This window comes from Ureibacillus terrenus (genome assembly GCF_006569205.1).
Taxonomy (GTDB): domain Bacteria; phylum Bacillota; class Bacilli; order Bacillales_A; family Planococcaceae; genus Ureibacillus; species Ureibacillus terrenus.
Window position 1 is genome coordinate 21,806 of sequence record NZ_VIGD01000006.1, and the last position, 12,551, is coordinate 34,356.

The following is a 12,551-nucleotide window of genomic DNA, read 5'->3' on the forward strand; positions in this document are numbered from 1 at the left end:
ATATACAACACTAAAAATGGAATAATTTTCTAACAAATTAAATGAAATGATGCATTTTCTCTTTTTTTGTTTGCAAATAAAACGCGTTTGATTTATTTGGCTTAATGATGATCGGCACCCGTTCCACCACTTTGATGCCGTACTTTTCAATGCCTTCGATTTTCTCCGGATTGTTTGTCATCAAACGAATTTTGGTGATGCCCAAATCCTTCAGCATTTGCGCGCTCAATGCATAATCTCTCAATTCTGCCGGAAAACCGAGCTTCAAGTTGGCCTCCACCGTATCAAATCCTTGTTCTTGCAAGGCATAAGCCTTCAATTTGTTAATTAATCCGATGCCGCGGCCTTCCTGTTGCATATACAGAACAACGCCTTTTCCTTCTTTTTCGATCATTTCCAATGATTTTTCCAATTGCGGACCGCAATCGCACCGTTTTGAATGGAAAACGTCCCCTGTCAGGCAGGCGGAATGGATGCGAACAAGAGGTGCCTCATCTTCATAGATGTTTCCTTTTACCAACGCTACATGTTCCAAACCATCAATATCATTCTCATAGCCGATCATTTGGAAATTTCCGAATGTTGTAGGCATTTTGACGGATGCCACGCGTCTGACAACCATTTCGTTCCGGAACCGGTAGCGCACCAAATCTTCAATGGAAATGATTTTTAAGTCATGCTCTTTCGCAAACTTCAATAAATCGTCCAGGCGGGACATTTTCCCGTCATCACCCATGATTTCGCAAATGACTCCCGCAGGAAAAGAGCCGGCAATTCGGGCCAAATCCACCGCGGCTTCCGTGTGCCCTCGTCTTTCCAGCACGCCATTTTTTTTGGCAATAAGCGGAAAAACATGGCCAGGTCTGCGGAAGTCCGATTTTTTCGCTCCCTCTTCAATCAATTTCAAAATCGTTGTAGAACGTTCATAAGCGCTGATTCCTGTCGTTGTGCTGACATGGTCGATACTGACCGTAAAAGCGGTCTGATGATTGTCCGTATTATTGGCGACCATGGCATGTAAATCCAATTTTTCGGCAAGTTCTTGCGTAATAGGGGTACAAATCAAGCCGCGCCCGTAAGTAGCCATAAAATTGATGACTTCCGGTGTGGCATGTTCCGCCAGCGCAACCAAATCCCCTTCGTTTTCCCGATTCTCATCATCCACAACGATGATGGTTTTTCCTTTTTTCAAATCTTCAACCGCTTCTTCAATTGTGTTTAACATGACAACCACCATCCTTAAAATCCGTTTTGCGTAAGAAATTCCAATGTAATTTTCGACTCTTCTTTGGCATTCAATTTTTTCAAATGATGCATTACGTATTTTCCGAGCATATCCGTTTCAACATTTACTTGATCGCCAATCCCCTTCATTCCCAAAATTGTTTCAGAATAAGTGTGAGGAATGAGGGAAATCGTAATACTTGTATCGCTGACTCCGAAAATTGTCAGACTTGTCCCATCAATCGTTATTGAACCTTTCGGAATGCATTGTTCGAGCAGCTCTTTCGGCAATTCAATTTCGTAATACACCGCGTTCGATACCGGTTTTTTGCTGCGGATTGTTCCTACACCGTCCACATGTCCGGAAACAATATGACCTCCGAATCGTCCGCCGGCTGCCATTGCCCTTTCCAAATTGACATAGTCCCCTTTTTTCAACTGGTGGATGGTTGTGGCCTTCACCGTTTCCGGCATGACATCGACCGTCATTTCTTCTTTTGTTAAATGAGTCACCGTCAAGCAAACGCCATTTACCGCAATACTGTCTCCTAAACTTGCATCTGACACAATTTTTGGAGAACGGACCGTAATCTTCATGCTTTTCTCGTCTTTTTCGATTCCAGTCACAATTCCTTTGTCTTCAATAATACCGGTAAACATGCAAATCCCCCTTTTCCAAAATTAATAAACAAAAAACCCCGTTAAATTTATTTAACGGGGCCGGGAGAACGATGTATATTTTAGGCATGACAAAAAAGCCTTTAATAAGGCGTATTTTTGAAACATCAACCTAAATTAAAACTCCCGCAAAATTGCGGGAGAAAGATCCGAAAAAAGAGTATACGAAAGCAACCCATTAATGCCACGATTAATGGAATTCGCAATATACCATCCTTCTCCCATCCAGACTTTCACTGTCGGCTTTGGATTCTCACCAAATCCTGCTCGCAAAGAGCTCGCGGGCTTAGAAGCAGCAGCTTCATCACCGCCGGTTGGGAATTTCACCCGACCCCGAAGGATATATTGTTTTATTTAATTTTTATTTTATTCAACAATATCACTTATTGAAAAGAAAATCCACATATTTCACTATATTATTCATATAAAATTTTCTCCTTCTTTATTCAATTGATATAATGTACGAAGATAAAACAAAGGACGTGAAAAGATGCAGGAGAAAGTGAAAATTGAAATCGGACAAAAATTCCCATTAACCATTAAACGTCTTGGAATCAACGGTGAAGGCGTCGGTTTTTTTAAACGGAACGTAGTATTTGTAAAAGGCGCGCTTCCGGGCGAAATCGTGACCGCAAAAGTTTCAAAAGTGCACGAAAATTTTGCCGAGGCGGAAATCGTCCGCATCCGGGAAGCTTCAAAAGACCGGATCAAACCTCCTTGCGGTATTTATGAACAATGCGGCGGATGCCAATTGCAGCACTTGTCTTATGAAGGGCAGCTGAGGGAAAAGCGGGATATTGTGATTCAAGCCCTTGAAAAATTCGCGCCTCAAATCGCCGGCAAAGTGGAGGTTCGCCCCACAATAGGCATGGAGAATCCGTGGCATTACCGGAATAAAAGCGCCTTCCAAGTCCGGAAAATGGGAGGCAAAGTCATCGCCGGTCTGTTTGCCGAAGGGACGAACAAACTGCTGAATGTTGAGGAGTGCCTTGTCCAGCATCCTGCCACGACCAAAATCACCCTTGGCGTCCGAAACCTTCTGCAGGATCTCGAAATTCCGATCTATGACGGCAAATCCAAAGGCATCATCCGCACCATCGTTGTCCGTACCGGGATTCAAACCGGAGAATCCCAGGTTTGCCTTGTCACAACAAAAAGGGAAATTCCCCGTAAACAGGAATTGATTGAGGGGATCAAACGGATCGACCCTAGCATCGTTTCAATTACCCAAAATATCAATCCGGCCAGGACTTCCCTGATTTTCGGAGATGAAACGATTGTGCTTGATGGGAAAGAAACCATTCATGAAACTTTGGGGGAACTTTCTTTTGACTTATCTTCCCGAGCATTTTTCCAGCTTAATCCGAAGCAAACCGTAGTGCTGTATGATGAGGTCAAAAAAGCGGCCGGACTCACCGGACATGAGACCGTTGTCGATGCATACTGCGGCGTCGGCACGATTGGATTGTGGCTTGCGAAAGATGCGCGGGAAGTGAGGGGGATGGATGTGGTTCCGGAATCCATTGAAGATGCCAGGAAGAATGCAAAAAAACACGGATTTTCCCACGCGAAATTTTATACGGGCACTGCCGAACAATGGCTTGGCAAATGGGCAAAGGATGGATTCATTCCTGACGTTGTCGCGGTCGACCCGCCACGCACCGGCCTTGCGCAAAGTTTTATCAAAACCGTTTTAAAAATCAGGCCGAAACGTTTTGTCTACACATCATGCAATCCTTCCACTTTCGCAAGGGATATAAAAGAGTTGTTGCGCGTTTACAAAGTCGACTATATCCAACCCGTCGACATGTTCCCGCAGACCGCAAGGGTGGAATTGGTCGCAAAGTTGACATTAGCAAAATAACTTTCCGATTCAGGCCTGGGAATGGGCACCAATCATTCCCAGGCCTTTTTTGCACAAAAATCATTATCTATTACAAAACAAAATAGACTCCCTTTCAGATTCCTGTCTCAAATCCGGCATGTTTCGGCTGCGGCCTTAAGCCTTTCCGGAAGCTTCCCCCCACTTTCCCGCCCCTTCAACTTGAATATTTATTCACAAACTTTGAATAAATGAATTTTTTGTTTTTCTATCAGTTGAAAGTTAAAAAATCTATAAATTACTTTATATTAATATAAATATTCTCTATTAGAGTTATTATTTTATATTTTAATCAACATTATTCTGATATCCGCATAGAAACTGTACCATTTATTATTATCACAGAATTTCCCTTGAAAATTCTTTGTTCTACATTTGTATCACACCTGTTATAAAACAATTATCAATAAATTTTCTGTTTTTAATATTTTTTATTCTATTTCAAGAAAATATTTTTTCGTTAAACGCTATTGAAAAATTATTGTAATAGATGTTATATTTTCTATGAATCATTCGCGCGAAAGATTCAAATTAAAGAAAAAAAGGGGAATGGGACAGAAATATGGAGAAAAACAGATGGCTTATTGCACTCTCTGCTATTGCCATCCACCTGTCCATTGGTGGAGCATATGCATACAGTGTGTATAAAAATCCAATCACAGAACAAATGGGATGGAGCACAACAAATGTTACGATTGCTTTTACCATCATGATGGGGCTTGCTGGATTTGCGGCCGCATTATTTGGAAGTCTGGTTGAAAAAATGGGGCCGAGAAAGTCCGCTATTGTGGCAGCTGTATTGTTCGGAGCCGGACAAGCTGGTGCCGGAATTGCGATTTTAGCTGATTCAGTCGTGCTTTATTGGTTAACTTACGGATTTTTGAGCGGTTTGGGAATGGGGATCGGTTATATTGCACCCGTATCCACATTGGTGAAGTGGTTCCCTGATCGCAGAGGTTTGGCGACTGGGATGGCAGTGCTTGGCTTTGGTTCAGGCGCATTGATTACAGCACCTGTTGCCACTTTCTTAATGGGGGCTGTAGGCATTTCAAATACGTATTTTATTTTGGGTCTTAGCTACTTTACTTTAATGTTTCTTGGCGCCCTTTACATCGCCCCTCCAAAAGAGAGCCAATCCCTTCAATATGGCAACACTTCAGTGAAAATAAAGGCCCTCGCTCAAATGTCTGCCAGAGAAGCTGTGAAAACAAAACATTTTTGGATGCTCTGGACGATGCATTTAATTAACGTAACTGCGGGAATTATGATGATTTCCATCGCATCACCAATGGCGCAAGAAATTGTTGGTTTATCTGCTGCAGCCGCAGCAACGATGGTTGGTTTAATGGGATTGTTCAACGGGGGAGGCCGTCTGTTATGGGCAGCGGCATCGGACTATATCGGTCGCCAAAATATATTCATCATTTTCTTTGTCATTCAGATTATTGCCTTTACGACGCTGCCATTTACAACAAACATCCTATTATTCCAATTATTCATATTCCTTGTTGTAAGCTGTTATGGCGGCGGGTTCTCTAACTTGCCTGCATTTGCAAGTGATTTATTTGGTACAAAACAACTAGGGGTCATTCACGGTTATCTGTTGACGACTTGGTCATTAGGCGGCATTTTTGGGCCAATGATCGTTACATTTGTGCGCAACGCTACTCACAGTTATATACCTGTATTCTACCTATTTTCGATACTAATCGGGTTCTCTCTGATGATTGCTCTGTGGCTCCGTTACGATCTTAATAAAATAAAAAAGCGGAAGGAAACATTATCCGTTTCCATGCCGCTGCAACGAAAACTTTCTTCTCTCAAAAAATAAACATGGCAATACCCCGAAAAGCCGTTTAAGGCAATTCCGGGGAATTGCCCGCACACAAAAAGCAAAAAGAAACGACCATTTTCATTATACCGTTCACGGCCAACCTTTTCTGTGAACGAATTTTGAAGTTTTTCCTTATCTCCCTTGGCAGTCCGGAAACTGCATCACGAACGTATTTGTATAAAGGGATATGCCGATGCACCGTCCAAGGCATATCCCTTTATTTTATTTATCAGAAACATTATCTTGAAGTTTCGATTTTCGACCATGCTACATATATATAAGAGAGCAAGCATTGATCAGTAAGGGGTGTAAAATGCCGTCCATCAGCCTTTGCATGATTGTCAAAAATGAGGAAGAAGTGTTGGCGAATTGTTTGGAAAGCGTAAAAGACATTTGCGATGAGATCATCATAGTCGACACCGGTTCCACCGACAATACAAAAGAAGTGGCGAGAAAATTCACAGATAAAATCTATGATTTTACATGGATTGACGACTTCTCAGCGGCAAGAAACTATTCCTTCAGTCTTGCAACAAAAGAATATATTCTCTGGTTGGATGCGGATGATGTCATCCTCCCGGAGGAACGGAAGAAGTTCAAAAAACTTAAAAAAACTCTCAATCCAAAAGTTGATGCGGTCTCCATGATCTATGTCACCGCTACGGATGCAAACGGAAATCCGACCTTCTATTACCGGAGAAACCGCCTCGTCAAACGGAGCAAAGGATTCAAATGGATTGGTGCCGTACATGAATATCTGGCAGTGAGCGGCAATATATTGGAAGCGGACATTTCCATTCATCATCTCAAGAAAAATAAAAAACCGGACCCCGATTCCATTGGAAGAAACTTGAGAATCTATGAAAATCGCATCAAAAATGGCGAAGAGTTCTCTCCAAGGGATTTATTTTATTATGCCAATGAGCTCAAAGACCACAAGCAATATAAGAAGGCGATTATTTACTATCAGGAATTTTTAGATGGCAAAAAAGGGTGGGTGGAAGATAATATTCGCGCCTGTATTTATATGGCCGACTGTTATTCGTATCTGGGCGACAAGGATAACGAACTGTTGTCCCTATTTAAAACATTCGCTTATGATGAACCGAGAGCGGAGGCCTGCTGCCGCATCGGCGATATTTTCCAGGGAAGAAAAAATTTCAAAATCGCCGCATTTTGGTACGAGTTGGCCGTGAAAATGAAGAATAAAAAAACTGGCGGCTTTAATCATGCCTCTTATACGACCTGGTACCCTCATCTCGCCCTCTGCGTATCCTACTGGCAATTGGGAAATGTCGAAGAATCCATCAAACATCATGAAATAACGAAACAATATATTCCAAACGACCCTAAAGTCATTTATAATGAGAAATTTTTCCAAAACTATTTAAAAAACAAAAATAAAGGCAAATAACTTCACTCGACTCCTCCAAATAATCCATTTCCATAAGAGGCGGAAGTCCGGTTTTTTTGATTACCAAAACTGAAAGGATGAGCAAGCTGGGGCTATCCCAATTACCTGAAAACACAAAACTCGGGGAACACGTGGTCATTGAAGAAGGAGCCAAAATAGGTGAAAACGTTACAATCGGACATCATACGGTCATCCTGAAAGACACTATTATCGGTGACAACGTGACGATCGGTGCCCATTGTGTCCTGGGAATCAAAAAAAGCGGGAGTCAACAAATAAGGGCTTCCAATGTCAAGCAGCCCTATTTGATTATCGGGGAGAATACCAAAATCGGTAACAATGTTACCATTTACGCCGGTTCAGAAATTGCCGACCATGTTTTTATAGCCGATCAGGCCAGCATCCGCGAAAATTCGGCCATCGGCAGCCGGACGGTCATTGGCAGGGGGGCAATTGTCGAGCTGAACACAAGCATCGGAAAAAGATGTACAGTTCAAACCCTGGCCTACATCACCGGTGATACGGTATTGGAAGATGATGTATTTATCGGTCCATGCGTATCTATGTCGAATGATAAGTATATGGGGAAAAAACCGTATGAACTTAAGGGAGCCCACATCAAAAAAGGGGCGAAAATCGGCAATAACGCGACACTGCTACCGAATATCACGATTGGCGAAAACGCCATTGTCGGCGCCGGTTCCGTCGTAACAAAAGATGTACCGCCAAATGTTACAGTCGTCGGCGTCCCCGCCAAAATCATTTCAAAATCAAATTTCAATAACCGTGAAGAATAAAATTATATAATGAAAAAACAAAAAATGTATAACTCTTTTGCTATTCCAAAAGAGTTATACATTTTTTATGCAATCAAACATTGTTTAATTTTCAAGGCGACCTCTACGGCAGATTTTCCTTCATCCGCACCGACAATCGGCTTTTTATCCGAATAGATGCAATCGATAAAATGAAGGAGTTCCTCCGTCAAAGGATCGGAATAAGGAAGCAGGATGTTCGCGATGACAGTTTCCGTTCCGGCAGGAAAAGCGGAACGTTGATTCGCCGATTCATTCATGATGAGCTGTTGCCGTCTTAATAAATAATCCGTTTTAATCACTTTTTCTTTTTCATAAATGGTGAGCTTCCTTACCTTTTCATGGGAAATATTGCTGGCCATCAAATTTGCCACAATCCCGTTTTCAAAAAGCAGCATTGCTGAAACAGCATCATATTTCAAAGGATCGCGAAAACGGATTCCTTCCGCCGAAGCCCGTTTAATCGGACTCTTGATAAGGCTCAAAATGATATCAATATCATGAATCATGACATCCAATACAACATCCGCATCTTTGATCCGTTCCGTATAAGCAAGCCTTTTTGCTTCGATATTCATGATTTTTTCATGCTGAATATATTGATGGATCTGCTTTATGGCCGGATTAAATCTTTCAATATGGCCCACTTGAAATTTGACGTCTTTGTTTTTTAGAAGCGCCCGGATTTTTTCCGCTTCCTCAACCGTCGTCGTCATCGGTTTTTCAACAAAAACATGTTTATTGCATCTGATTGCTTCTTCGGCCAAAGCATAGTGAAAGGAGGTCGGTGCTGCAATAATAACCGCGTCGACATCCTTCAGCAATTCGGAATAAGTTTTATAGGCCCTGATTTGAAAGGCTTTGCTGATTTCCTCGGCTCTTTTCAAATTCGCATCATAAATCCCCACAAAGTTCACATTTTTAATTTGTTTTAATTTGGTGCAATGAAAAAACCCCATTTTCCCTGTGCCTGCAACACCAATCCTTATGAGGCTCATGGCAAAACACCCGCGAATTCTTTCATGCTTTTTATAATATATTCCTGCTCTGCCACCGTGATGGTCGGATTAATCGGAAGGGCCAAAATCCGTTTTGATGCATTTTCCGAAACCGGAAAGTCACCTTCTTTATATTGGAGATATTGAAACGCTTTTTGAAGATGCAGCGGAACCGGATAATAGATGCCCGTGGCAATGCCTTTTTGTTTCAAAAATCCGGCAAGCCGGTCCCTGTCATCCACTTCAATGCAATATTGGTGATACGTATGTTGTCTTTCCGTAAATTGCGGCGGTTTCCTTTTCACATGATGAAGTTCTTGTGAATATTTGTTGGCCACAACAATTCTCTTAAAAATGAACATATCCAATAATTTCAGTTTTTCCAGCAAAATCGCCGCCTGGATTTCATCCAGCCTGCTGTTCATCCCGATCGATGTATGGATATATTTTTCTTTGCTGCCGTGATTGCGCAATCTGTAAATCTTTTCATAAATTTCAAGATGATTTGTGACAATCAGCCCCCCATCACCGAATGCGCCCAAATTTTTTGTAGGGAAAAAAGAGAAGCAGCCAATATCCCCTATACCTCCAACCCTCTTCCCCTTATATTCGGTGCCAATCGCCTGGCACGCATCTTCAATCACTTTCAGACGGTGCTTTGAAGCGATTTCCATTATCGCATCCATCTCTGCTGCCATGCCGAACAGGTGGACGACAATAATCGCTTTCGTTTTGTTTGTAATTGCTTCTTCAATCTTATTCACATCAATGTTATAGGTTTCCGGTTCAATATCCACAAACACAGGCTTTGCTCCGACTTTGGCAATCACTTCCGCAGTGGCGAAAAAAGTGAAGGGCGAAGTGATGACTTCATCTCCTTCCCCTATTCCCAAAGCTTCAAGGGCCAAAAGCAAAGCGTCCGTTCCATTCGCCACCCCTGCCGCATATTTCACGCCCAAATAGTTAGCGATTTCGCTTTCAAATTGTGCCACTTTATCCCCTAAAATGTAAGAACCGCTTTGCAGCACTTCGGCAACTGCTTTTTCAATATTTTTCCCATAAAGCTCATATTCCTTTTTTAAATCGATCAAGGGAATATTCATTCCAACCCTCCGCATCTTAGATTAGGCAGAAATCCAAAACATGCTGGTTATCAGTTTATGCAAATCTATTAAATTAGTTTGGGCTCTTACTTTTTCTTGAGAAACTTTTGTACCTCCTGAACAAATTCTTTTGCCCTCACGTCATTCGTATGTTTGGAATGGATCAATTGGTAGCCGTTTTCGGTAATCCTCATCCGTTCCTTTTCATTTCTCAAATAGTACAAAGCCTTATTATAAAAATCCGATTGGTCGCAAGCCACAAAATTTTCGCCATCTTTAAATCCCAGCTCCAAAATGTCGGGTACAGGTTCTGCCAGCAGCAAAGTTTTGCATGCAGGCGCTTCGAAAAATTTCAGGACGGGATATTTTAATCTGGAACCGCAAGTAAAAAAGATTTTTGCCCGATTCAACTCTTTCGCATATTTTTCATTCAATAGGGTATTGGCAGGAGCGGTGTGTCCCGGATGAGGATGAAAAACAAATCCTTTCATTTTTCTCATCTTCTCCAATACCGCTTCCCTAAACGGGTATCTCCCCTTTTGGGTGTAAGTTTTATACCCCGTTTTTTTCGACCTGTCGTACAACTGTCCTATCAACAAAAAATCAATGTCCTTTTTCAGCTTGTAGTCTTTAAAAACTGCGGAATCAACGGAAAAAGGCAGCCATCTGAATTTATTCTTATATTTCGGATAAGTTTTCAAAAACGCGGATTTCGTTGCGGAAAAAATCAAATCGATTTTATTGCGCTCAAAATAATTGATTCTTTCCTTTGGAGAATAATGGGCATCAATGACATAACATCCTTTCGGGATATTGATTTGATGAAGCCCGGTAATTTTTGGTGCCAAAACATAACCATACCCGATGTCATAATGGAAAATAAAGTCCGGTTTGAACTTGAGTTGTTTAAGAATATCGTGGATATTTCCATCCTTGTGCCAATACCGGACTTCCGCGTATTTTTCAATCGCTTTGATCATTTGGTACTTCGGCAGATGCTTCGGATATTTTTTGGTAAATGGCCGAATCAGAATCAAGATTTTCAGCTTCTTCTGCATCTTCATCTCCTCCTAACCTGCGCAACTTCAATATATGTTCGGGAGATATCATATGTTTATACGTTCTCACTACTAATTCGAAAAATCTATAAAATGAGAAATACTCCGGCAAGGTTACACGAGAATGGACTTTCAAACATATATTTATGTGGGGGTTTTGTAAAAAGATTGAAAACCGCCCCTATTGTTCAGGTTTTGAAAAGGAGATGAATGAATGGAAACTGTCACTGTCGTCGGATTAGGAAAGATCGGTTTGCCCCTTGCCGCAGTGATTGCCAACTCGGGATATTTCAATGTCATTGGAGCCGATCGCAATGAAAAGGTTGTCGAAACAGCAAACAAAGGAATCTCCCATATTCAAAATGAACCGGGATTGGAAGAATTGTTGTACAATGCGTGGAAAACGGGGACATTCCGGGCTACGACGGATACGGCGAAAGCGGTCAGCCAATCGGATGTGGTCGTCGTCATTGTACCGGTCTTGGTGAAGGAAGACGGAAAAATCAACTACGAATTTATCGATGCGGCGGTTGAGGACATAGGAAAAGGCATACGCAAAGGAACGCTTGTCATTTTTGAAACAACTCTGCCTGCGGGGGACACGAGAAACCGTTTCGGAAAAAGAATTGAGGAAATTTCTGGGCTGCAATTAGGGACGGATTTCCATCTTGGGTATAGTCCGGAAAGGGTCTACTCCAACCGCATCATTCAGGACCTCTCGAATTATCCGAAAATCGTCAGCGGCGATAATGAAAAAAGCCTTGAACTCGTCAAATCCTTTTATAAAAGGGCGTTAAATTGCGACATCCTGCCTGTCAGCAATCTGGAAACGGCAGAATTTACAAAAGTGGCCGAATCGGTCTACCGGGATGTCAATATTGCATTGGCAAACGAACTGGCGGTATTCGCAGATTCATTGGGGGTGAACATGAAGGAAGTCATTCATGCCGCAAACAGCCAGCCCTTCTCCCATCTCCATTATCCCGGAGTAGGGGTGGGAGGCCATTGCATTCCGGTTTATCCATACTTTTTTATCAACAAAGGATTAAAAAAAGGATTGGTCCATCTCTCAAGAGAAGTCAATGACCATATGGCGAAATATGCTGTCGATCAGGTCGAACGCATTCTCGGCTCCCTTCAAGATCAGAACATTCTCATTTTAGGGCTGTCCTTCCGGGAAAATGTAAAAGAAACCACAAAATCATCCGCACTGCTTCTTGCGGACAAATTAAAACAAAGAGGAGCCATCGTATACGTCGATGATCCGTTGTACTCCTCCGAAGAAATTGCCGCCTTTCAGGTTCTGCCTTATTCGGAGGCGATCCGGGAAAAAATTGACGCAATCATTCTGCAAGCCTTCCACGATCAATATAAGAATTTCCCTTTTGACCACTTTCCTAATTGCCGAATGGTACTGGACGGAAGAAATCAATTGGATAAGAAAAAGATTGAGGATCTCGGAATGAAATATAGGGGAATCGGTGTGCAATAACTTCAAACAAAGGGATCTGCAGGACATATGAAAACCCGAAAATGACCGGACCG

Annotated in this window: 10 protein-coding genes and 1 riboswitch; of the genes, 5 read left to right on the forward strand and 5 right to left on the reverse strand. The window is 42.1% G+C overall.

The window, feature by feature from the left end:
* Positions 1-37 precede the first annotated feature (37 nt).
* Positions 38-1,225, reverse strand: coding sequence for a bifunctional 3,4-dihydroxy-2-butanone-4-phosphate synthase/GTP cyclohydrolase II (locus FKZ59_RS05810; protein WP_141601814.1), 1,188 nt, complete (start codon positions 1,223-1,225; stop codon positions 38-40).
* Positions 1,226-1,239: 14 nt separating this feature from the next.
* Complete coding sequence (ribE, locus tag FKZ59_RS05815; protein ID WP_141601815.1) at positions 1,240-1,884, reverse strand: riboflavin synthase; 645 nt, start codon at positions 1,882-1,884, stop codon at positions 1,240-1,242.
* Between the two features lie 227 nt (positions 1,885-2,111).
* Positions 2,112-2,247, reverse strand: a riboswitch (FMN riboswitch).
* Positions 2,248-2,392: 145 nt separating this feature from the next.
* Here ribE and rlmD point away from each other — a divergent pair.
* The 4 genes from rlmD (at position 2,393) to FKZ59_RS05835 (ending at position 7,829) form a co-directional block, all read left to right on the forward strand.
* Positions 2,393-3,766, forward strand: a complete 1,374-nt coding sequence (gene rlmD / locus FKZ59_RS05820; RefSeq protein ID WP_141601816.1) for a 23S rRNA (uracil(1939)-C(5))-methyltransferase RlmD — start codon at positions 2,393-2,395, stop codon at positions 3,764-3,766.
* A gap of 580 nt (positions 3,767-4,346) precedes the next feature.
* Positions 4,347-5,615 carry an L-lactate MFS transporter gene (locus FKZ59_RS05825; protein WP_141601817.1) on the forward strand — a complete coding sequence of 423 codons (1,269 nt, stop codon included), beginning with the start codon at positions 4,347-4,349 and terminating at the stop codon, positions 5,613-5,615.
* A 316-nt stretch (positions 5,616-5,931) separates the two neighbouring features.
* The gene (locus FKZ59_RS05830; RefSeq protein ID WP_141601818.1) at positions 5,932-7,032 is read left to right on the forward strand and encodes a glycosyltransferase family 2 protein; all 1,101 of its coding nucleotides are present in this window, start codon (positions 5,932-5,934) and stop codon (positions 7,030-7,032) included.
* Between the two features lie 77 nt (positions 7,033-7,109).
* Positions 7,110-7,829, forward strand: a complete 720-nt coding sequence (locus tag FKZ59_RS05835) for an acyltransferase (RefSeq protein WP_141601940.1) — start codon at positions 7,110-7,112, stop codon at positions 7,827-7,829.
* Between the two features lie 65 nt (positions 7,830-7,894).
* Here the strand turns inward: FKZ59_RS05835 and FKZ59_RS05840 are convergent, their stop codons facing one another.
* From FKZ59_RS05840 to FKZ59_RS05850, 3 genes are all read right to left on the reverse strand, one after another.
* Positions 7,895-8,845 carry a Gfo/Idh/MocA family protein gene (locus FKZ59_RS05840; protein WP_141601819.1) on the reverse strand — a complete coding sequence of 317 codons (951 nt, stop codon included), beginning with the start codon at positions 8,843-8,845 and terminating at the stop codon, positions 7,895-7,897.
* Positions 8,842-9,948, reverse strand: coding sequence for a DegT/DnrJ/EryC1/StrS family aminotransferase (locus FKZ59_RS05845; RefSeq protein WP_141601820.1), 1,107 nt, complete (start codon positions 9,946-9,948; stop codon positions 8,842-8,844). Before FKZ59_RS05845 ends, FKZ59_RS05840 begins: the two co-directional genes overlap by 4 nt.
* 86 nt (positions 9,949-10,034) lie before the next feature.
* Entirely contained in the window at positions 10,035-11,006 is a 972-nt protein-coding gene (locus FKZ59_RS05850; protein WP_141601821.1) for a glycosyltransferase family protein, read from the reverse strand.
* 214 nt (positions 11,007-11,220) lie between these two features.
* Here FKZ59_RS05850 and FKZ59_RS05855 point away from each other — a divergent pair, with 214 nt between their 5' ends.
* On the forward strand, positions 11,221-12,498 hold the full coding sequence (locus tag FKZ59_RS05855) for a nucleotide sugar dehydrogenase (RefSeq protein WP_141601822.1): 1,278 nt from the start codon (positions 11,221-11,223) through the stop codon (positions 12,496-12,498).
* The last annotated feature ends 53 nt before the right edge of the window (positions 12,499-12,551 follow it).

Excerpts from the sequence above, each read along its gene's own strand:
- FKZ59_RS05810 (WP_141601814.1), bottom strand. The coding sequence starts at position 1,225 with ATGTTAAACACAATTGAAGAAGCGGTTGAAGATTTGAAAAAAGGAAAA.
- ribE (WP_141601815.1), bottom strand. The coding sequence starts at position 1,884 with ATGTTTACCGGTATTATTGAAGACAAAGGAATTGTGACTGGAATCGAA.
- rlmD (WP_141601816.1), top strand. The coding sequence starts at position 2,393 with ATGCAGGAGAAAGTGAAAATTGAAATCGGACAAAAATTCCCATTAACC.
- FKZ59_RS05825 (WP_141601817.1), top strand. The coding sequence starts at position 4,347 with ATGGAGAAAAACAGATGGCTTATTGCACTCTCTGCTATTGCCATCCAC.
- FKZ59_RS05830 (WP_141601818.1), top strand. The coding sequence starts at position 5,932 with ATGCCGTCCATCAGCCTTTGCATGATTGTCAAAAATGAGGAAGAAGTG.
- FKZ59_RS05835 (WP_141601940.1), top strand. The coding sequence starts at position 7,110 with ATGAGCAAGCTGGGGCTATCCCAATTACCTGAAAACACAAAACTCGGG.
- FKZ59_RS05840 (WP_141601819.1), bottom strand. The coding sequence starts at position 8,845 with ATGAGCCTCATAAGGATTGGTGTTGCAGGCACAGGGAAAATGGGGTTT.
- FKZ59_RS05845 (WP_141601820.1), bottom strand. The coding sequence starts at position 9,948 with ATGAATATTCCCTTGATCGATTTAAAAAAGGAATATGAGCTTTATGGG.
- FKZ59_RS05850 (WP_141601821.1), bottom strand. The coding sequence starts at position 11,006 with ATGCAGAAGAAGCTGAAAATCTTGATTCTGATTCGGCCATTTACCAAA.
- FKZ59_RS05855 (WP_141601822.1), top strand. The coding sequence starts at position 11,221 with ATGGAAACTGTCACTGTCGTCGGATTAGGAAAGATCGGTTTGCCCCTT.